Source organism: Pseudomonas sp. SDO52101_S400 (genome assembly GCF_054071635.1).
Window position 1 is genome coordinate 26,687 of sequence record NZ_JBSVWF010000005.1, and the last position, 20,478, is coordinate 47,164.

General features: G+C 58.6%; 19 protein-coding genes. 15 read left to right on the forward strand and 4 right to left on the reverse strand.

Going from position 1 to position 20,478, the window contains the following annotated elements; translation table 11 throughout:
- Positions 1–177 precede the first annotated feature (177 nt).
- A complete protein-coding gene (locus ACW9HX_RS03380) occupies positions 178–945 on the forward strand; it encodes an FCD domain-containing protein (RefSeq protein WP_457379503.1) in 768 nt (255 codons plus the stop codon).
- 50 nt (positions 946–995) lie between these two features.
- Here ACW9HX_RS03380 and smpB read toward each other — a convergent pair whose 3' ends face one another.
- Positions 996–1,478, reverse strand: coding sequence for an SsrA-binding protein SmpB (gene smpB, locus ACW9HX_RS03385; protein ID WP_007915208.1), 483 nt, complete (start codon positions 1,476–1,478; stop codon positions 996–998).
- A 119-nt stretch (positions 1,479–1,597) separates the two neighbouring features.
- On the opposite strand from smpB, the gene ACW9HX_RS03390 reads away from it, so the two are divergent.
- Genes ACW9HX_RS03390 through ACW9HX_RS03400 form a run of 3 tightly spaced genes read left to right on the forward strand, consistent with a single transcriptional unit; the run spans position 1,598 to position 3,750 of the window.
- Positions 1,598–3,001 (forward strand): sodium-dependent transporter, encoded by a 1,404-nt coding sequence (locus ACW9HX_RS03390; protein ID WP_457379504.1) that lies wholly within the window; start codon positions 1,598–1,600, stop codon positions 2,999–3,001.
- A 7-nt stretch (positions 3,002–3,008) separates the two neighbouring features.
- Positions 3,009–3,443 carry a type II toxin-antitoxin system RatA family toxin gene (locus ACW9HX_RS03395; RefSeq protein WP_003221509.1) on the forward strand — a complete coding sequence of 145 codons (435 nt, stop codon included), beginning with the start codon at positions 3,009–3,011 and terminating at the stop codon, positions 3,441–3,443.
- Positions 3,436–3,750, forward strand: a complete 315-nt coding sequence (locus ACW9HX_RS03400) for an RnfH family protein (protein WP_457379505.1) — start codon at positions 3,436–3,438, stop codon at positions 3,748–3,750. Before ACW9HX_RS03395 ends, ACW9HX_RS03400 begins: the two co-directional genes overlap by 8 nt.
- Positions 3,751–3,810: 60 nt before the next feature.
- Here the strand turns inward: ACW9HX_RS03400 and ACW9HX_RS03405 are convergent, their stop codons facing one another.
- Entirely contained in the window at positions 3,811–4,338 is a 528-nt protein-coding gene (locus ACW9HX_RS03405; RefSeq protein WP_085729538.1) for an outer membrane protein assembly factor BamE, read from the reverse strand.
- A gap of 97 nt (positions 4,339–4,435) precedes the next feature.
- Here ACW9HX_RS03405 and fur point away from each other — a divergent pair, with 97 nt between their 5' ends.
- Positions 4,436–4,840, forward strand: a complete 405-nt coding sequence (gene fur / locus ACW9HX_RS03410) for a ferric iron uptake transcriptional regulator (protein ID WP_064119476.1) — start codon at positions 4,436–4,438, stop codon at positions 4,838–4,840.
- 75 nt (positions 4,841–4,915) lie between these two features.
- Here fur and recN read toward each other — a convergent pair whose 3' ends face one another.
- Positions 4,916–6,589, reverse strand: a complete 1,674-nt coding sequence (gene recN, locus ACW9HX_RS03415) for a DNA repair protein RecN (protein WP_457379506.1) — start codon at positions 6,587–6,589, stop codon at positions 4,916–4,918.
- Between the two features lie 240 nt (positions 6,590–6,829).
- Between recN and grpE the strand changes: the two genes are divergently transcribed.
- The 8 genes from grpE (at position 6,830) to ACW9HX_RS03455 (ending at position 17,309) form a co-directional block, all read left to right on the forward strand.
- A complete protein-coding gene (gene grpE / locus ACW9HX_RS03420; protein WP_085729540.1) occupies positions 6,830–7,399 on the forward strand; it encodes a nucleotide exchange factor GrpE in 570 nt (189 codons plus the stop codon).
- Between the two features lie 102 nt (positions 7,400–7,501).
- Entirely contained in the window at positions 7,502–9,418 is a 1,917-nt protein-coding gene (gene dnaK / locus ACW9HX_RS03425; RefSeq protein WP_457379507.1) for a molecular chaperone DnaK, read from the forward strand.
- A gap of 296 nt (positions 9,419–9,714) precedes the next feature.
- Positions 9,715–10,839: a molecular chaperone DnaJ gene (dnaJ, locus tag ACW9HX_RS03430; protein WP_003221522.1), complete on the forward strand. Its 1,125-nt coding sequence runs from the start codon at positions 9,715–9,717 to the stop codon at positions 10,837–10,839.
- A gap of 9 nt (positions 10,840–10,848) precedes the next feature.
- The gene (gene dapB / locus ACW9HX_RS03435; protein WP_114881376.1) at positions 10,849–11,655 is read left to right on the forward strand and encodes a 4-hydroxy-tetrahydrodipicolinate reductase; all 807 of its coding nucleotides are present in this window, start codon (positions 10,849–10,851) and stop codon (positions 11,653–11,655) included.
- 257 nt (positions 11,656–11,912) lie between these two features.
- Positions 11,913–13,049 carry a glutamine-hydrolyzing carbamoyl-phosphate synthase small subunit gene (gene carA / locus ACW9HX_RS03440; RefSeq protein ID WP_064593337.1) on the forward strand — a complete coding sequence of 379 codons (1,137 nt, stop codon included), beginning with the start codon at positions 11,913–11,915 and terminating at the stop codon, positions 13,047–13,049.
- Positions 13,050–13,175: 126 nt separating this feature from the next.
- Positions 13,176–16,397 carry a carbamoyl-phosphate synthase large subunit gene (carB, locus tag ACW9HX_RS03445; protein ID WP_085711853.1) on the forward strand — a complete coding sequence of 1,074 codons (3,222 nt, stop codon included), beginning with the start codon at positions 13,176–13,178 and terminating at the stop codon, positions 16,395–16,397.
- Between the two features lie 2 nt (positions 16,398–16,399).
- On the forward strand, positions 16,400–16,876 hold the full coding sequence (gene greA, locus ACW9HX_RS03450; protein ID WP_192564950.1) for a transcription elongation factor GreA: 477 nt from the start codon (positions 16,400–16,402) through the stop codon (positions 16,874–16,876).
- Between the two features lie 28 nt (positions 16,877–16,904).
- Complete coding sequence (locus ACW9HX_RS03455; protein WP_457379508.1) at positions 16,905–17,309, forward strand: MFS transporter; 405 nt, start codon at positions 16,905–16,907, stop codon at positions 17,307–17,309.
- 9 nt (positions 17,310–17,318) lie between these two features.
- On the opposite strand, the gene ACW9HX_RS03460 is transcribed toward ACW9HX_RS03455, so the two are convergent.
- The gene (locus ACW9HX_RS03460; RefSeq protein WP_007942889.1) at positions 17,319–17,627 is read right to left on the reverse strand and encodes a YhbY family RNA-binding protein; all 309 of its coding nucleotides are present in this window, start codon (positions 17,625–17,627) and stop codon (positions 17,319–17,321) included.
- Between the two features lie 101 nt (positions 17,628–17,728).
- Here ACW9HX_RS03460 and rlmE point away from each other — a divergent pair, with 101 nt between their 5' ends.
- Together rlmE and ftsH are read left to right on the forward strand one after the other, a co-directional pair.
- Entirely contained in the window at positions 17,729–18,358 is a 630-nt protein-coding gene (gene rlmE, locus ACW9HX_RS03465) for a 23S rRNA (uridine(2552)-2'-O)-methyltransferase RlmE (protein WP_457379509.1), read from the forward strand.
- Between the two features lie 202 nt (positions 18,359–18,560).
- Positions 18,561–20,471, forward strand: a complete 1,911-nt coding sequence (ftsH, locus tag ACW9HX_RS03470) for an ATP-dependent zinc metalloprotease FtsH (protein ID WP_085711849.1) — start codon at positions 18,561–18,563, stop codon at positions 20,469–20,471.
- The last annotated feature ends 7 nt before the right edge of the window (positions 20,472–20,478 follow it).

Consider the following 20,478-nt stretch of genomic DNA (forward strand, 5'->3'; position numbering starts at 1 on the left):
TAGGGTAAAAGCCTTGATGTCGGTGTGTCAATTTGCCGCCCTGAAACTTTCGTCGAATCACCGGTGCAGAATCGATCTGATCCGGTCCGGGGCGTTTCATCTGGCAGGTGTCGGCAAGGCGCCGATAGGCCAGAATAGAGAGCCCGGCGAGTGGTCGGGATCGTGGAGAATTGAGTGATGGGGTTTGATCAGATACGTCAGCGCCGTTTGTCTGACGATATTGTCGAGCGGCTTGAGGGGATGATCCTCGAGGGGACATTGAAGTCCGGTGAGCGGCTGCCGGCCGAGCGTGCATTGGCCGAGCAGTTCGGTGTGTCCCGGCCTTCGTTGCGCGAGGCGATTCAGAAGCTGGCGGCCAAGGGGCTGCTGGTCAGCAAGCAGGGCGGCGGCAATTACGTGGTGGAAAGCCTGGGCTCGACCTTCAGCGATCCGTTGCTGCAACTGCTGGAAAGCAATCCCGAGGCCCAGCGCGATCTGCTGGAGTTTCGCCACACTCTGGAGGCATCGTGCGCCTATTACGCGGCATTGCGCGCCACCGATGTGGATCGCGAGCGGCTGACCGCGGCGTTCGAAGAACTACAGGATTGCTACTCGCGCCATGACGAAGTGAGTCGGGCGGAGGAGGGGGCGGCGGATGCGAAATTTCATCTGGCGATCGCCGAGGCCAGTCATAACGCAGTGTTGCTGCACACCATTCGCGGGCTGTTCGACCTGCTCAAGCGCAATGTGGTGACCAACATCGGCGGCATGTACAAGCAGCGCACGGAAACCCGCGACATGCTGATCACTCAGCACCGGGAGCTGTATCAGGCAATTATTGAAGGGCGTGCGGAGCAGGCGCGAGAGGTGTCCAGCCGACACATTTTGTATGTGCAGGAAGTGCTGGAAGAGGTACGCCAGGAAGTTCAGCGCGTGGCTCGGGCCGAGCGGCGCAAGGGGATGTGAGCATGACCGTTCCCGTGCCGAGCATGGGAACGGTCATTCAGGCAGAAGAGTCAGTCTTCCTTGCCCTTGTTGCGCACCGCACGCTGCAACTCGCGACCGGCATCGCGTTCGCGCTCGGTATCACGCTTGTCGTATTCCTTCTTGCCCTTGCCCAGAGCGATCTCGCACTTGACCATGTGCTTGCTCCAGTACCAGGACAGGCATACGCAGGCATAACCCTTCTGCTGCACGGCGGCGGCCAGCTTCTCCAGCTCGCGCCGGTTGAGCAGCAGCTTCCGGGTGCGGACCGGGTCAGCGATGACGTGGGTGCTGGCGGTCATCAGAGGCGTGATGTGGCTGCCAAGCAGCCAGGCTTCGCCATCCTTGAGCAGGACGTAACTGTCGACCAGTTGCAGCTTGCTTGCCCGCAGACTTTTTACTTCCCAGCCGGCCAGGACCAGACCAGCCTCGAACTTGTGCTCGATGAAGTAATCGTGTCGCGCCTTTTTGTTCTGCGCGATGGTCCCTGTTGGGTGTTTCTTCTGTTTAGCCATAGGGGCGGCATTATATGGAGATAAACGGCTGTCGGCTACGGTGATGCTGCGTGCTTGAGCAGGTTGAGTGAATCCCGGACAATGCGGCCTCTTTTTCTAACGCTTGGGCGTGATAAACGATGTCGACAGACAAGGTTTCTGTCCACGGCAGTTGGGCTAGCCGCTGGGTTTTCATATTCGCCGCGACCGGCTCGGCCGTGGGACTGGGCAGCATCTGGAAGTTCCCGTACATGGTCGGGGTCTACGGTGGCGGCGCCTTCGTGCTGATGTTTCTGGCCTGCATCGCGCTGATCGGCATTCCGGTGATGCTCGCGGAAACCCTGATCGGCCGGCGTGCGCGGCTGAGTCCGGCCAACGCTCTCAAGGTGCTGGCACTCGAAGCCGGGCATTCGGGCAAGTGGTCGTGGGGCGCGTTCGCCGGGATGATCACGGCGTTGCTGATCCTGTCTTTCTATAGTGTGGTCGGCGGCTGGTCGCTGGATTACATCATCGATATGGGGCGCGGGGACTTCCAGGGCGCGACGGCCGATCAGGTCGGTGCCTACTTCGGTAATGTCATCGCCGACCCTTGGCGCCTCACGCTGTGGCACACGGTTTTCATGCTGCTGTCTGCGGTGGTGATTGCCAAAGGGGTGGTTGCCGGGCTTGAGCGCAGTCTGCGGATCATGATGCCGCTGCTGTTTGTGATGGTCCTCGTCCTGCTGGGCTACAGCATGACCACCGGGCATTTCATGGAGGGCGTGCATTTCATGTTCGACTTCCACCCGGAAAAAGTCCTCGACGGCTTGCTGCCGGCTATGGGGCACGCTTTCTTTTCCCTGAGCGTGGGCGTGGGCTCGATCATGATCTACGGCGCTTACATGACGAAGGAAGCCTCGCTGTCCGGCACGGTCGTGGGTGTGGCGTTGCTCGATACCTTCGTTTCGCTGGTGGCCGGTCTGGCATTGTTTCCGATTGTGTTCGCCGGCGGTTTGAACCCGAGCGAAGGCCCGGGGTTGATGTTCGTCAGTCTGCCATTTGCTTTCGGCAACGTGCTTTTCGGCCAGTTGATGGGCGTGGTGTTCTTCGTTCTGGTGGCCATTGCGGCCTGGAGCTCGGCGATTTCCCTGCTGGAGCCGATGGTCGCCTATTTGGTCGAGCGGACTAAAATCAGTCGTGGCTGGGTGACATTCTGGTTGGCGTTCACCTGCTGGTTTGTCGGTCTGGGCACGGTGTTTTCCTTCAATATCTGGAAGGAAGCGAAATTTTTCGTGAACGAAGGCGGGATGTTCCATCTCTACCAATGGGGTGCCGCGGGCGGTCTGGACTTCTTTGGTGTGATCGACTTCTTCACCTCGCGGATCATGTTGCCGCTCGGCGGGCTGTGCTTTGTGCTGTTTGCCGGTTGGGTGATGGGGCGTGAAGCGGTGCGTGACGAATTGTCGATTCGCAGCCCGGTGCTGTTCGCCTTGTCTCTGTTCTTGATGCGCTATGTGGCGCCCATCGGCATTCTTGTAGTGTTTGCCACCCAGCTCTGGAAGTGACGCTTACATGACGACACATATTCAACGATCAGCGCTGCTGCCTTACCCGGCGCAATTTCTCTATGACCTGGTTAATGACGTGGCGCGTTATCCGGAGTTTCTGCCGTGGTGCTCGTCAGCAGAAGTCCTGGAAAGCTCGCCTGAACACATGCGCGCCAGCGTCGGTGTGGCCAAGGGCGGTCTCAGTCAGCACTTCGTGACACGCAATACCCTGGTGCCGGGACAGTCGATCGAGATGAATCTTGAGGAAGGTCCGTTCAATCAGTTGCACGGGGTCTGGGTGTTCAAGGCGTTGAACGAGAAGGCCTGCAAGATCAGCCTCGATCTGTCCTTCGATTATGCCGGCCCCTTGGTGCGCGCCACGCTCGGGCCGCTGTTCAATCAGGCTGCGAACACACTGGTGGATGCATTCTGCCAGCGCGCCAAGCAGATGCATGGTTGAGCCGGTGATCGAAATAGAAGTGGTGTACGCGGCGGTTGATCGTCAGGTGTTGCGTACGATCAGCGTTGTAGAGGGTTCGACGGTGCGTGCTGCGCTGTTGGCCTGCGGCATTGATGCCGACTTTCCTGAGCTGGATCTGGCCGGTTGCCCGGTCGGGATTTTCGGCAAGGTGATTGCCGATCCGGATGTTCGGGTTGTTCAGGCGGGGGATCGCCTCGAAATCTACCGACCGCTGCTGGCTGATCCAAAAGAAGTGCGTCGATTGAGGGCAGCCAAGGCTGCCGAGGCCAAGGCCAGAAATCAGTGATGCGCCAATCTGCAGGCAATAAAAAACCCGGAATTTCCGGGTTTTTTATTGCATCGCAAATTATTGCGGCGAGGTGTCCAGCGGCTCTGGGGTCGGAACCGGAACGGTTTCAACACCATCGACGTCTTTCTGGATCTGATCCAGCAAGGAACCTGGCTTGACCGGTTTTTCCGGTTTTGGCTTCTCGGCGTTTTCAGCAGGAGCGGTCACGCTGGTGCCACTGTCCTTGCCGAGAATGGCTTCGTCACGGCTCACGCCCGGCATGAAGTCACCGGACAGGCTGACAAGGCGGTCGTTTGAGTCGAAAATGACACTCATGCGTTCCTGCTGGCGTTCACCGCCACCAGGTTGCAGGCTGTACAGATAATCCCAGCGATTGGCATGGAACGTGTCGACAAGCAGAGGGTTACCCATGATAAACCGTACTTGCGGCCGGGTCATTCCCGGGCGTAACTGGTCTATCATGTCCTGCGTGACGACATTGCCCTGCTGGATGTCGATTTTGTAAACCCCGGGGAATGAACAACCGGCGAGTGCGAGCAGTCCCACAAAGGTGAAACTGGTTAGCAAGAGCTTGGTGTTTTGCATCGGTGGGCGACTTCCACTATCTTGGCTGGGACAACGTAAACGCCGATCATACCCGCATTAAGAGAAGCTGCGAAGCAGCATCGCGAGAAAGCTGACCATGGTTGAAAATAGCGAACTACGCAAAGCCGGCCTCAAAGTGACCCTGCCACGGGTCAAGATCCTGCAAATGCTCGACTCTACCGAGCAGCGTCACATGAGTGCCGAGGACGTCTACAAGGCGTTGATGGAAGCTGGCGAGGACGTCGGTCTGGCCACGGTTTACCGTGTTCTGACCCAGTTCGAAGCGGCTGGCCTCGTGGTCCGTCACAACTTCGACGGCGGTCACGCGGTATTCGAATTGGCCGACGGTGGCCACCACGACCATATGGTCAACGTGGAAACCGGTGAGGTTGTCGAGTTCGTCAGCATCGAAATCGAAAAGCTCCAGAAGGCAATTGCCGAGGAGCACGGTGTCGAGTTGGTGGATCACAACCTGGTGCTGTACGTGCGCAAGAAAAAGTAAGCATGTCGCGCGAATTTCAGGTTCGCGAAACGAACGAAGGCGACCCAAGGGTCGCCTTCGTGCTTTCTGTCGTGCTTAAACCTTTGCGGTAACGACCATCTTTTTGGCGTGCGCCAGAGATTCCTTGGTCAGGTCGATGCCGCCGAGCATCCTCGCGACTTCTTCTATACGATCATTTTTGCTCAGCTTCGAGACGGCGGTGTGCGTCGCCTGCTCGCCTCGCACCTTGTGCACGAATAAATGCTGATGCCCTTGGGCTGCCACTTGCGGCAGGTGCGTAACGGTCAGTACTTGTCCGCGTTCGCCCAGGCGTCGCAGCAATTGGCCGACAATCTCGGCGGTCGGGCCACCAATGCCGACGTCCACTTCGTCGAATACCAGTGTCGGCACGCGTGAGGTCTGGGCGGTGATGACCTGAATCGCCAGACTGATCCGCGAAAGTTCACCGCCGGATGCCACTTTGGCCAAGGCCTTTAATGGCTGGCCAGGGTTGGCGCTCACCAGTAATTCAACCTGTTCGAGGCCGTTGGGTAGGAGCTCACCGCTGGCGTTGGGCCGCAACTCGATGGTGAAGCGTCCTCCAGGCATGCCGAGGCGTTGAATCTCCTGTTCGACTGCGCTGGCCAGGCTACCCGCAGCCTGATGGCGCAGATCGCTCAGTTCGCGGGCCTTCTCCTGGTAGTGACGGGCATACGAGGCGAGTTCTTCGCCCAGGCGTTCGACGGATTCGTCGTTGGCGTTGAGCGTTTCGATTTCATCCAACAGTTTTTGCTGCATTTCGGCGACTTCTGTCGGCTGGATCCGGTGCTTGCGTGCCAGGGTGTAAATGGCGTCCAGACGTTCTTCCAGATACTGCAGGCGCGCCGGATCGGCGTCGAAGTTGTCGAGGAAACGGTTGAGTTCGCCGACAGCCTCTTCGACCTGGATCTGCGCGCTGGTCAGCAAACTGCTGGCTTCGCCCAGGGCGCCGATCGAGTTGTTCACGCTCGACAGGCGATTGAGGCTGGCGGTCAGCGCATTGAGCACGTTGCCGGAATCGCTTTCACTGCACTGCTCGACCACTTGCCGGCAGATGCCCAGAAGGGTTTCGGCGTTGGTCAGGTTCTTGTGTTCCTGCTCCAGATCTTCCAGTTCGTTCTCGCCGAGACCGAGGTTTTCCAGTTCTTCGAGCTGATAGCTGAGCAGTTGGTGGCGGGCGCGCTGCTCGTCACCGGAGTTGGACAGGCGCTCCAGTTCCAGTCGGGTCTGACGCCAGCGCTGAGCGGCCAGTTGTACCTGACGGGCCAGATCGGTTGCGCCGGCGTACTCGTCGAGCAGGCGGCGGTGAGTGTCCGTCTTGAGCAGGGATTGGTGTTCGTGCTGGCTGTGGATGTCGATCAGCAGCTCGCCGAGAGCTTTGAGGTCGCCGAGCGGGCAGGGCGTGCCGTTGATATAGCCACGGGAACGGCCTTCGGATGTGATGACCCGGCGCAGGATGCACGGGCCGTCGATTTCCAGGTCGCGCTCGGCGAGCCAGGCGCTGGCTTCGGGAATGTCGGCCAGGTCGAAGGTTGCCAGAATGTCGGCCTTGTCGGCACCCGGGCGAACCACGCCGCTGTCGGCGCGGTCACCAAGGGTCAGGCCGAGGGCGTCGAGCATGATCGACTTGCCGGCGCCGGTTTCCCCGGTAATCACGCTCATCCCGCGATCGAGTTCGAGATCGAGATGTTCAACGATGGCGTAGTTGTGTACGGACAGGTGCACCAGCATAAAGGCCGCTCCCAGGCTTTAGGTCTGGTTATTTATACAGTGTTTTGTTTCGGCCTGACAATGCCCTCGTTTAGCTCGATTGGCTTGATCCGATCAAATGCTTATCGCGCCTGGGAATGACAATGCAGCACTTTTTTGTAGGGTTAATCGTTGTCAGCCCTTGAAGCCTGATTTTGCGGCCCCATATACCGGGGCAGAAGCGCGAATCGAACTCGCGGACGATATTGAAAGGAGAATTCTATGGCTGACGAACAGACAGTAGATACGCAAAACCCAGAAGCCAATCAGGCGCCCGAGGCTTCGGGTGATGACCTGGCGACCCGTGTACAAGTGCTCGAAGAGCAATTGGCCGCCGCGCAGGATCAATCTCTGCGCGTAGCTGCCGATCTGCAGAACGTCCGCCGCCGCGCCGAGCAGGACGTCGAAAAGGCTCACAAGTTTGCGCTGGAAAAATTCGCCGGCGACCTGCTGCCGATCGTCGACAGCCTGGAGCGCGGCCTCGAGCTGTCGAACCCGGACGACGAAAGCATCCGTCCGATGCGCGAAGGCATCGAGCTGACCCTGAAAATGTTCCAGGACACTCTCAAGCGCTATCAGCTTGTAGCCGTCAGTCCGCAGGAAGGTGAGCCGTTCAATGCCGTGGAACATCAGGCAATGGCCATGCAGGAAAGCGCCGACCTGGAGCCGAACAGTGTTCTGAAGGTTTTCCAGAAGGGCTACCAGCTCAACGGTCGTCTGCTGCGTCCGGCGATGGTCGTGGTCAGCAAGGCGCCGGCGCCAGTTTCGCCTTCGATTGACGAGAAGGCTTGAAATTAGCCGCAAGGCCCCCATTTAGAAGTCAAGCGTTTAAGTATTACCGCAGTTAGCCACCACTGCTGCGGCAACCAAATCCAAAGTTTCGGGAGAGTGAACATGGGCAAAATTATCGGTATCGACCTGGGGACTACCAACTCCTGCGTCTCCGTGCTGGAAAACGGCGTAGCCAAAGTTATTGAAAACGCCGAAGGCGCGCGTACCACGCCGTCGATCATCGCTTACGCCAACGATGGCGAAATCCTGGTGGGTCAGTCCGCCAAGCGTCAGGCTGTGACCAACCCGCACAACACGCTGTTTGCGGTGAAGCGCCTGATCGGCCGCCGCTTCGACGAAGATGTCGTGCAGAAAGATATCAAGCTGGTGCCTTACAAGATCGTCAAGGCCAACAATGGTGACGCTTGGGTCGAGGCCTCCGGCAAGCAGATGGCTCCGCCGCAAATCAGCGCTGAAGTCCTGAAGAAAATGAAGAAGACCGCCGAAGACTACCTCGGCGAAGCTGTGACCGAAGCGGTGATCACCGTTCCGGCCTACTTCAACGACAGCCAGCGTCAGGCGACTAAAGATGCTGGTCGCATCGCTGGTCTGGACGTGAAACGTATCATCAACGAACCAACCGCAGCCGCTCTGGCTTACGGTATGGACAAGGCCAAGGGCGATCACACCGTGATCGTTTATGACCTGGGTGGCGGTACTTTCGACGTATCCGTGATCGAAATCGCTGAAGTTGACGGCGAGCACCAGTTCGAAGTGTTGGCCACCAACGGTGATACCTTCCTGGGCGGCGAAGACTTCGACATGCGTCTGATCGACTACCTCGTCGACGAGTTCAAGAAAGAGTCCGGCATGGACCTGAAGAACGATCCTCTGGCTCTGCAGCGTCTGAAAGAAGCCGCTGAGAAAGCCAAGATCGAGCTGTCTTCTTCTCAGTCGACCGACGTTAACCTGCCGTACATCACTGCAGACGCAACGGGTCCTAAGCACCTGAACGTGAAGATTTCTCGTGCCAAGCTCGAGTCGCTGGTCGAAGATCTGGTAAACCGCACCATCGAGCCATGCCGTACTGCTCTGAAGGACGCCGGTATCGACGCCAGCAAAATTGACGACGTGATTCTGGTCGGTGGTCAGACTCGTATGCCACTGGTGCAGAAGGCAGTTACCGACTTCTTCGGTAAAGAAGCACGTAAAGACGTGAACCCGGACGAAGCTGTTGCCATGGGTGCTGCCATCCAGGGCGCCGTTCTGGCCGGTGACGTGAAAGACGTTCTGCTGCTCGACGTCAGCCCGCTGACCCTGGGTATCGAAACCATGGGCGGCGTGATGACCGCGCTGATCGAGAAAAACACCACGATTCCTACCAAGAAATCGCAAGTGTTCTCGACTGCCGACGACAACCAGGGCGCCGTGACCATTCACGTTCTGCAGGGCGAGCGCAAGCAAGCCGCTCAGAACAAGTCCCTGGGCAAGTTCGACCTGGCCGAGATTCCACCAGCGCCACGTGGTGTGCCACAGATCGAAGTGACCTTCGACATCGACGCCAACGGCATCCTGCACGTCGGCGCGAAAGACAAGGCGACCGGTAAAGAGCAGAAGATCACCATCAAGGCCAACTCCGGCCTGTCGGATGAAGAAATCCAGAAGATGGTGCGCGACGCCGAGCTGAACGCTGAAGAAGACCGCAAGTTCGAAGAGCTGGCCGCTGCCCGCAACCAGGGTGATGCACTGGTTCACTCGACTCGCAAGATGATCGCTGACGCTGGCGACAAAGTGACTGCAGAAGAGAAGACTGCAATCGAAGCGGCCGTGGTTGCCCTGGAAGCCGCCGTCAAAGGCGACGACAAGGCTGCCATCGACGCCAAGGTTGAAGAACTGTCGAAAGTCTCCGCTCCGGTTGCCCAGAAGATGTACGCCGAACAGGCTCAGCCTGCTGAAGGCGCGGCACCGCACGCAGAGAAAGCTGAAAAGGCTGACGATGTTGTCGATGCCGAGTTCGAAGAAGTCAAAGACCACAAGTAAGTTGTTGGTCGGCCGGTTGACTGCCTTTGGGCACTGACTGGTAGGATGTCGCCGCGCGGGAGCTTGCTCCCGCGTTGGCGTATCTGGAATACGCGAATTTTTACAGCATGCGACAAGCTTCGCGTGTTGGCGGCATGGCCGGAAATGCTCCTGCTTTTCGAGCCGAAAGTGCCGCATGAATCAAAGACCAGGATCGTTGAATTGACGTGAGTTGGGTCCGGGCCTGTATTGGGGCTCAACGAGTTTGGCGAAGCTCAGGAGGGGTTTGCCGAACGTCCTTAAGAGTGCAAAGACTTATGGCAAAGCGTGACTATTACGAAGTGTTGGGTGTTGAGCGCGGCTCAAGCGACGCAGACCTGAAGAAGGCCTATCGCCGTCTGGCGATGAAGCATCACCCGGACCGTAATCCCGATGACAAAGCATCGGAAGAACTGTTCAAAGAGGCCAACGAGGCCTACGAAGTATTGTCCGATTCCAGCAAGCGTGCGGCGTACGATCAGTACGGTCATGCCGGCGTCGACCCGAGCATGGGCGGCGGCGGTGCCGGTTTCGGCGGTCAGAATTTCTCTGACATTTTCGGCGATGTCTTCAGTGACTTCTTCGGTGGCGGTCGCGGTGGTTCCCGTGGCGGCGCCCAGCGTGGCAGCGACTTGCGCTACACCCTGGAATTGAACCTGGAAGAAGCGGTGCGCGGTACGACCGTGAATATCCGTGTTCCGACACTGGTCAATTGCAAACCATGCGACGGTTCGGGCGCCAAGAAAGGCTCGTCGCCATCGACTTGTCCGACTTGCGGCGGCATCGGTCAGGTGCGCATGCAGCAAGGCTTCTTCTCGGTGCAGCAGACCTGCCCGCGCTGCCATGGCCAGGGCAAAATCATTTCCGATCCGTGTGACTCCTGCCACGGTGACGGTCGCGTCGAAGAGTACAAAACCCTCTCCGTCAAAGTGCCGGCCGGTGTCGACACCGGTGATCGCATTCGTCTGTCGGGCGAAGGTGAGGCGGGTACTCAGGGTGGCCCGACCGGCGACTTGTATGTGGTGATCAACGTCCGCGAACACGACATCTTCCAGCGTGACGGCAAGCATCTGTTCTGCGAAGTGCCGATCAGCTTCGTCGATGCGGCTCTGGGTGGCGAACTGGAAATTCCGACCCTCGACGGTCGCGTCAAGCTGAAGATTCCGGAAGGCACTCAGACCGGCAAGCAGTTCCGCGTACGCGGCAAGGGCGTTGCGCCAGTACGTGGCGGTGGTGCCGGCGACCTGATGTGCCGTGTGGCCGTCGAAACGCCGGTCAACCTGAACCGTCGTCAGCGTGAACTGCTGGAAGAGTTCCGCAGCTCCCTGGCGGACGACAACAGCCATTCGCCGAAAACCACCGGTTGGTTTGACGGTGTAAAACGCTTCTTCGGCGATCTGTAAGGAGTCGGCATGCGACGTATAGCTGTGATGGGCGCTGCCGGGCGCATGGGCAAGATCTTGGTCGAGGCTGTGCAGCAGCGCGCGCCGTTGACCGGTTTGACGGCTGCCATCGTTCGCCCTGGCAGTACGCTGATCGGGGTGGATGCCGGTGAGTTGGCGTCGCTCGGGCGAATCGGCGTGCCATTGTCCGGGAATCTGGAGTCGGTGGCGGAAGAGTTCGATGTGTTGATCGACTTCACCCTTCCGGAAGTCATGCTGAAAAACCTGGCGTTCTGCCGCAAGGCCGGCAAGGCCATGGTGATTGGCACGACTGGTCTGGATGCTGCCCAGAAGCAGTTGCTGGCCGAGGCGGGCAAGGATATTCCGATCGTGTTTGCTGCCAACTTCAGTGTTGGCGTCAACCTGTCGCTGAAGCTGCTCGATATGGCGGCGCGGGTGCTGGGTGATGATGCAGACATCGAAATCATCGAAGCCCATCACCGTCACAAGATCGATGCGCCTTCGGGTACGGCCCTGCGTATGGGTGAAGTGATTGCCAGTGCACTGGATCGCGATCTGCAGAAGGTTGCGGTCTATGGTCGTGAAGGTCACACCGGTGCCCGTGAGCGCGAAACCATCGGTTTTGCCACTGTTCGCGGTGGTGATGTGGTGGGCGATCACACAGTGCTGTTCGCCTGTGAAGGCGAGCGACTGGAGATCACCCACAAGGCTTCGAGCCGCATGACGTTCGCCAAAGGTGCCGTGCGTGCTGCGTTGTGGCTGGATGCTCGCGAGCCCGGTCTTTATGACATGCAAGACGTGCTCGACTTGCGTTGATCCTTGTTTGAAGCCGGCGCAAACGCTCTGTTTGTGCCGGTTTTGCTCCGCCCGGCGACACCCTGTCGCATTCTCCGGCCTTTCAGGCTCATTGGCGGTAGACCAAAAAACCCTTTTTCTGTAAGCTACAGCTTTAGTGTGTCCACTAAAAGCGCGCAGAATAATTCAGTGAAGAAGCGGGGTGACGTGTCCATACGTCACTCCGCTTTTTTACAACCTGCGATTGCCCTTTCATGCGTTATTTACGGGAGGTCTTCTTGACTAAGCCAGCCATACTCGCCCTTGCTGATGGCAGCATTTTTCGCGGCGAAGCCATTGGAGCCGACGGTCAGACCGTTGGTGAGGTGGTGTTCAACACCGCAATGACCGGCTATCAGGAAATCCTTACCGATCCTTCCTACGCCCAACAGATCGTTACCCTGACTTACCCGCACATCGGCAACACTGGCACCACGCCGGAAGACGCCGAGTCTGACCGCGTCTGGTCCGCTGGCTTGGTTATCCGTGACCTGCCGCTGGTAGCGAGCAACTGGCGTAACACGATGTCCCTGTCCGATTACCTGAAAGCCAACAATGTTGTGGCGATCGCCGGTATCGACACCCGCCGCCTGACCCGCATCCTGCGTGAAAAAGGCGCACAGAACGGCTGCATCATGGCCGGCGACAACATCTCCGAAGAAGCCGCGATTGCCGCTGCGCAAGGTTTCCCGGGCCTGAAGGGCATGGACCTGGCGAAAGTCGTCAGCACCAAGACCCAATACGAATGGCGCTCCACTGTCTGGGATCTGAAAACCGACAGCCACGCGACCATCGAAGCCTCCGAGCTGCCTTACCACGTGGTTGCCTACGACTACGGCGTCAAGGTCAACATCCTGCGCATGCTGGTCGAGCGCGGCTGCCGCGTGACCGTGGTGCCGGCGCAAACCCCGGCTGCCGACGTGCTGGCACTGAAGCCGGACGGTGTGTTCCTGTCCAACGGTCCTGGTGACCCGGAGCCTTGCGACTACGCGATCAAGGCCATCAAGGAAGTACTGGAAACCGAGATTCCGGTGTTCGGCATCTGCCTCGGCCACCAACTGTTGGCTCTGGCCTCCGGCGCCAAGACCCTGAAAATGGGCCACGGCCACCACGGTGCCAACCACCCGGTACAGGATCTGGACACTGGCGTCGTGATGATCACCAGCCAGAACCACGGTTTCGCGGTTGATGAAGCAACCCTGCCAGCCAACGTCCGCGCGATCCACAAATCGCTGTTCGACGGCACCCTGCAAGGTATCGAGCGCACCGACAAGAGCGCGTTCAGCTTCCAGGGTCACCCTGAGGCGAGCCCGGGCCCGAACGATGTGGCACCACTGTTTGACCGCTTCATCAACGAGATGGCCAAGCGACGCTAAGCGTTCGCCTTGAGACTGTAGCGAGAAGCCCCTCGAGGGCGGCCCCGAAACCGGCGGCCCCCTCGGGACTTCAGAAATCGATCAAGACGGCTTGCCGACTGACCTGCGGATTTGAGTGACAAACCCATGCCAAAACGTACAGACATTAAAAGCATCCTGATTCTCGGCGCTGGCCCGATCGTTATCGGCCAGGCCTGCGAATTCGACTACTCCGGCGCCCAGGCTTGCAAAGCCCTGCGCGAAGAGGGTTATCGCGTCATCCTGGTGAACTCCAACCCGGCCACCATTATGACCGACCCGGACATGGCCGACGCCACCTACATCGAACCGATCAAATGGCAGACCGTTGCCAAGATCATCGAAAAAGAGCGTCCGGATGCGGTGCTGCCAACCATGGGCGGTCAGACTGCTCTGAACTGCGCCCTGGACCTGGAGCGCGAAGGCGTTCTGGAGAAGTTCGGCGTGGAAATGATCGGCGCCAACGCTGACACCATCGACAAGGCTGAAGACCGTTCGCGTTTCGACAAGGCGATGAAAGCCATTGGTCTGGAATGCCCGCGTTCCGGTATCGCCCACAGCATGGAAGAAGCCAACGCGGTGCTCGAGCGCCTGGGCTTCCCGTGCATCATCCGTCCGTCCTTCACCATGGGCGGCACCGGTGGCGGTATCGCTTACAACCGTGAAGAGTTCGAAGAAATCTGCGCCCGTGGTCTGGACCTGTCGCCAACCAAGGAACTGCTGATCGACGAATCGCTGATCGGCTGGAAAGAATATGAAATGGAAGTTGTCCGCGACAAAAAGGACAACTGCATCATCGTCTGCTCGATCGAAAACTTCGACCCGATGGGCGTGCACACTGGTGACTCGATCACTGTGGCTCCAGCCCAGACCCTGACCGACAAGGAATACCAGATCCTGCGTAACGCCTCGCTGGCGGTACTGCGCGAGATCGGCGTCGAGACTGGCGGTTCCAACGTTCAGTTCGGTATCTGCCCGGACACCGGCCGCATGGTCGTGATCGAAATGAACCCGCGTGTATCGCGTTCCTCGGCCCTGGCTTCGAAAGCCACCGGTTTCCCGATCGCCAAGGTCGCGGCCAAACTGGCGGTCGGTTACACCCTCGACGAGCTGTCGAATGACATCACCGGCGGCAAGACCCCGGCGTCCTTCGAGCCGTCCATCGACTACGTCGTGACCAAGCTGCCGCGCTTCGCCTTCGAGAAGTTCGCCAACGCTGACGCACGCCTGACCACTCAAATGAAGTCGGTAGGCGAAGTCATGGCCATCGGCCGTACCTTCCAGGAATCCCTGCAGAAAGCCCTGCGTGGTCTGGAAGTAGGCGTTTGCGGTCTGGACGAGAAGGTCGACCTGAGCAATCCGGAAAGCATGAGCGTGCTCAAGCGCGAGCTGACCGTGCCGGGCGCCGAGCGTATCTGGTACGTGGCGGACGCTTTCCGCGCCGGCATGACCGTCGAAGAAATCTTCGGCATGAACATGATCGACCCGTGGTTCCTGGTGCAGATCGAAGATCTGATCAAGGACGAAGAGAAGGTCAAGACCCTCGGTCTGTCCGCTATCGACCGCGACCTGATGTTCAAGCTCAAGCGCAAAGGCTTCTCCGATCAGCGTCTGGCCAAGCTGCTGGGCGTCACCGAGAAAAACCTGCGCACTCACCGTCAAAAACTGGAAGTGTTCCCGGTCTACAAGCGCGTTGACACCTGCGCCGCCGAGTTCGCTACTGACACCGCTTATCTGTACTCGACTTACGAGGAAGAGTGCGAAGCAGCGCCGTCCGGTCGCGACAAGATCATGATTCTGGGTGGCGGTCCGAACCGTATCGGCCAGGGTATCGAGTTTGACTATTGCTGCGTACACGCCGCTCTCGCCCTGCGCGAAGACGGCTACGAAACCATCATGGTCAACTGCAACCCGGAAACCGTTTCCACTGACTACGACACTTCCGACCGTCTGTACTTCGAGCCGGTGACCCTGGAAGACGTGCTGGAAATCTGCCGCGTCGAGAAGCCGAAAGGCGTGATCGTCCAGTACGGTGGCCAGACGCCTCTGAAACTGGCTCGCGCCCTTGAAGCGGCCGGCGTGCCGATTATCGGTACCAGTCCTGACGCCATCGACCGTGCCGAAGACCGTGAGCGCTTCCAGCAGATGGTTGAGCGTCTGAACCTGCGTCAGCCGCCAAACGCTACCGTGCGCAGCGAAGACGAAGCTGTTCGTGCTGCCGCGAAGATCGGTTATCCGCTGGTTGTGCGTCCGTCCTACGTGCTGGGCGGCCGGGCGATGGAAATCGTCTACAAGGAAGAAGAACTCAAGCGTTACCTGCGTGATGCGGTGCAAGTGTCGAATGACAGCCCGGTGCTGCTCGACCACTTCCTCAACTGCGCCATCGAGATGGACGTGGATGCGGTCTGCGACGGCAAGGACGTAGTGATCGGCGCGATCATGCAGCACATCGAACAGGCGGGCGTTCACTCCGGTGACTCCGCGTGCTCGCTGCCACCTTACTCGCTGCCGGCGCACATCCAGGACGAGATGCGCGAACAGGTCAAGAAAATGGCCCTGGAACTGGGCGTGGTCGGCCTGATGAACGTTCAGTTGGCGCTGCAAGGCGAAGACATCTACGTCATCGAAGTCAACCCGCGTGCTTCCCGTACCGTGCCGTTCGTATCGAAGTGCATCGGTGTTTCCCTGGCGATGATTGCTGCCCGTGTAATGGCCGGCAAGACCTTGAAGGAAATCGGCTTCACCAAGGAAATCATCCCGAACTTCTACAGTGTGAAAGAGGCGGTGTTCCCGTTCGCCAAATTCCCTGGCGTGGACCCGATCCTCGGCCCAGAGATGAAGTCCACCGGTGAAGTGATGGGCGTCGGCGACACCTTCGGCGAAGCCTTTGCCAAAGCTCAGATGGGCGCCAGCGAAGTGCTGCCGACCGGCGGCACCGCATTCATCAGCGTACGTGACGACGACAAGCCGCTGGTTGCAGGCGTGGCCCGTGATCTGATCAACTTGGGCTTCGAAGTGGTCGCCACTGCCGGGACTGCCAAGCTCATCGAGGCGGCTGGCCTGAAAGTGCGTCGCGTGAACAAGGTGACCGAGGGTCGTCCGCACGTGGTCGACATGATCAAGAATGACGAAGTCACCCTGATCATCAACACCACCGAAGGTCGTCAGTCGATCGCCGACTCCTATTCCATTCGCCGCAACGCCCTGCAGCACAAGATTTACTGCACCACCACCATTGCTGCTGGCGAAGCCATCTGCGAAGCGCTGAAGTTCGGTCCAGAGAAGACCGTACGCCGCTTGCAGGATCTACACGCAGGATTGAAGGCATGAGCATAACCAAGTACCCAATGACTGTTCAGGGCGCTCGCGCCCTGGAAGAAGAGCATGCTCACCTGACCAAGGTCGTTCGTCCGAAGCTCAGCCAGGACATCGGTACGGCCCGCGAGTTGGGTGACTTGAAGGAAAACGCCGAATACCATGCTGCCCGCGAACAGCAGGGCATGGTCGAGGCGCGTATTCGTGACATCGAAGGCCGGATCCAGAATCAGGTCGTCATTGATGTCACGACCATTCCTCACACAGGCAAAGTGATTTTCGGCACCACCGTTGAAATCGCAAACGTCGAGACTGATGAAAGCGTCACCTACCACATCGTTGGTGAGGATGAGGCAGACTTCAAGCTCGGCAAGATTTCGGTCGGTTCGCCTCTGGCCCGTGCCTTGATCGGCAAGGAAGAGGGCGACGTCGTTGCCGTGAAAACGCCTGGTGGCGTTATCGAGTACGAGATTGTCGAAGTCCGTCACATCTGAAACAGGGCGCCCGCTACATGCGGGCGCCATGCTCTGGCAGCTGACCCAGATGTTGTGGGTCGGCGGATTGTGGCTGGTACACCTCGGCCTGCAGCCGGTGCTGGGCAAGATTGGCCTGGCGCCGCTGTTGATCGACGAGGTCGCCAGTGCGTTTGAAGTGCCGGTGGTTGGGTTCGCTGCCGCGTGCGTGATTTTTCAGGCTTTGGTGCTGGTACAGGCCGAGGGCCTTGCCAGTCTATGGCGGGATTTTCGCGGGCAAGTGCTGCTGATGGCGCTGTATGCAAGTGCGATGTATGTCGCAGTGCGTGTCGGCTGGCCGGATGCGCAGCGCTGGCAGGTGTTCAGCTTTCTTGTGTTGGGTTTTTCCGGGCTGGTGCTGGTGTTGCAACCCGTGCCGGGATGGAGTGGCAGGGTGCGCGAAGCACACCCTTGACCCTTGTCATCACTTGAAGCGATGGACGTTCGACAGCTGCTTGTTGACGCTGAAGTTCTTGCGGTAAATCAGTGCCATCTTGCCGATGACCTGAACCAGATCCGCTTTGCCGACCTTGCACAGTTCTGCAATGGAGGCCAGGCGCGACTCGCGATCGAGGATGTTGAGTTTGATCTTGATCAGCTCGTGATCCGCCAAAGCGCGTTCAAGCTCGGCTAAGACACCTTCAGTCAGACCGTTGTCAGCCACAATCAAAACTGGTTTCAGGTGGTGGCCAATGGATTTGTACTGTTTCTTCTGCTCTTGAGTGAGCGGCATAATCTGACCCTTTCGTCTGGATTCTGTAAAATGGCGGCCATTTTACCCGAGGGCTCGTGGATCCGCCCAATTAATCACGACCCTAATCAACGAGGTGCCCAATGGCGCGTTCCAAGACAAGCCTTGGTTGGCTGAAACGACATGTCAACGATCCCTATGTGAAGCAGGCGCAGAAGGATGGCTACCGCTCGCGTGCGAGTTACAAACTTCTGGAGATCCAGGAGAAATACAAGCTGATCCGTCCGGGTATGAGCGTCGTTGACCTCGGCGCGGCGCCTGGCGGCTGGTCGCAGGTCACTAGTCGGCTGATCGGTGGTCAGGGGCGACTGATCGCCTCGGACATCCTGGAAATGGACGGCATTCCGGACGTGACTTTCATTCAGGGTGACTTCACCGAGGACGCAGTGCTCACTCAGATCCTTGAGGCTGTGGGTAATTCGCAGGTGGACCTTGTGATTTCCGATATGGCCCCCAATATGAGTGGTACGCCTGAAGTGGATATGCCCAAAGCCATGTTCCTGTGCGAGCTGGCGCTTGATCTGGCGGAGCGGATACTCAAGCCGGGTGGCAATTTCGTGATCAAGATTTTTCAGGGCGAAGGGTTTGATGTTTACCTGAAGGATGCTCGTCGGAAATTCGACAAGATCCAGATGATCAAGCCGGATTCCTCTCGTGGCAGCTCCCGTGAGCAATATATGCTGGCTTGGGGCTATCGCGGCCGTAGCGAGTAAAACGAGGTTTTTTGGCGGGGTGATAGGTTTTTCGTATTTCGCCCCGCGCGCATAAGCGAATATTGTGTAGAAAGTGTTTCACAAAGGGTTACAGACGGCGCCTGCCAGAGCTGTAGGTAATGTAGTAAGTTAGGCCGGTGAATATCATGCGAAGCGCGCGCCAATAGCGGAGCTTGCTTCAGAGGGTAGTTAATTGAACGATATGGCAAAGAATCTGATCCTGTGGTTGATCATCGCGGCTGTCCTGGTGACGGTGATGAACAACTTCTCCAGCCCTAACGAGCCGCAGACCCTCAACTATTCCGACTTCATCCAGCAGGTCAAGGATGGCAAGGTCGAACGCGTAGCGGTAGATGGCTACGTGATTACCGGCAAGCGCAACGACGGCGACAGCTTCAAGACCATTCGTCCGGCAATTCAGGACAATGGCCTGATCGGCGACCTGGTCGACAACCACGTCGTGGTCGAAGGCAAGCAGCCTGAGCAGCAAAGCATCTGGACCCAGCTTCTGGTGGCCAGCTTCCCGATCCTGGTGATCATCGCGGTGTTTATGTTCTTCATGCGCCAGATGCAGGGCGGTGCAGGCGGCAAGGGCGGGCCGATGAGCTTTGGCAAGAGCAAGGCGCGCCTGCTGTCCGAAGATCAGGTGAAAACCACCCTGGCTGACGTTGCCGGTTGCGACGAAGCCAAGGAAGAGGTTGGCGAGCTCGTCGAGTTCCTTCGGGATCCGGGCAAGTTCCAGCGTTTGGGTGGCCGCATTCCTCGCGGCGTACTGATGGTCGGTCCTCCAGGTACCGGTAAAACCTTGCTGGCGAAGGCGATTGCCGGCGAAGCCAAGGTGCCGTTCTTTACCATCTCCGGTTCCGACTTCGTTGAAATGTTCGTCGGTGTCGGTGCCAGCCGTGTTCGCGACATGTTCGAACAGGCCAAGAAACACGCACCTTGCATCATCTTCATCGACGAGATCGACGCCGTTGGTCGCCATCGTGGCGCTGGCATGGGAGGCGGTCACGACGAGCGTGAGCAGACTCTCAACCAGTTGCTGGTCGAGATGGACGGCTTCGAAATGAATGATGGCATCATCGTCATTGCTGCAACCAACCGTCCTGACGTGCTGGACCCTGCTCTGCTGCGTCCGGGTCGTTTCGACCGTCAGGTGGTAGTCGGTCTGCCGGATATCCGTGGTCGCGAACAGATCCTCAAAGTGCACATGCGTAAAGTGCCAATGGGTGACGACGTCGCTCCGGCCGTTATCGCTCGTGGTACTCCGGGCTTCTCCGGTGCCGACCTTGCGAACCTGGTCAACGAGGCTTCGCTGTTCGCTGCCCGTGCCGGCAAGCGTATCGTCGAGATGAAAGAGTTCGAACTGGCCAAAGACAAGATCATGATGGGTGCTGAGCGCAAATCCATGGTCATGTCCGAAAAAGAGAAGCAGAACACGGCTTATCACGAAGCCGGCCACGCCATTGTCGGTCGCGTCGTGCCTGAGCATGATCCGGTCTACAAGGTGTCGATCATCCCGCGCGGTCGTGCGCTGGGTGTGACCATGTTCCTGCCGGAAGAAGATCGCTACAGCCTGTCCAAGCGTGCGTTGATCAGTCAGATCTGCTCGCTGTACGGCGGTCGTATCGCTGAAGAAATGACCCTGGGCTTCGACGGTGTGACAACCGGCGCCTCCAACGACATCATGCGTGCCAGTCAAATTGCGCGGAACATGGTGACCAAGTGGGGTCTGTCGGAAAAGCTCGGTCCGTTGATGTACGCCGAAGAAGAAGGTGAGGTATTCCTTGGTCGTGGGGGTGGTGGTCAGAACGCCAGTTTCTCTGGTGAGACCGCCAAGCTGATTGACTCGGAAGTTCGCAGCATCATCGATCAGTGCTACGGCACCGCCAAGCAGATCCTTACGGATAACCGTGACAAGCTCGATGCCATGGCTGATGCCTTGATGAAGTACGAGACGATCGATGCCGAACAGATCGACGACATCATGGCGGGTCGCACGCCGCGTGAGCCTCGCGACTGGTCGGGTGGCACCGGTACTGGCACGCCTCCTCCGGTGGTTCAGGATGAGCGTCCGGAAACACCGATTGGCGGTCCGGCTGCTGACGTTTAAGGTTTGA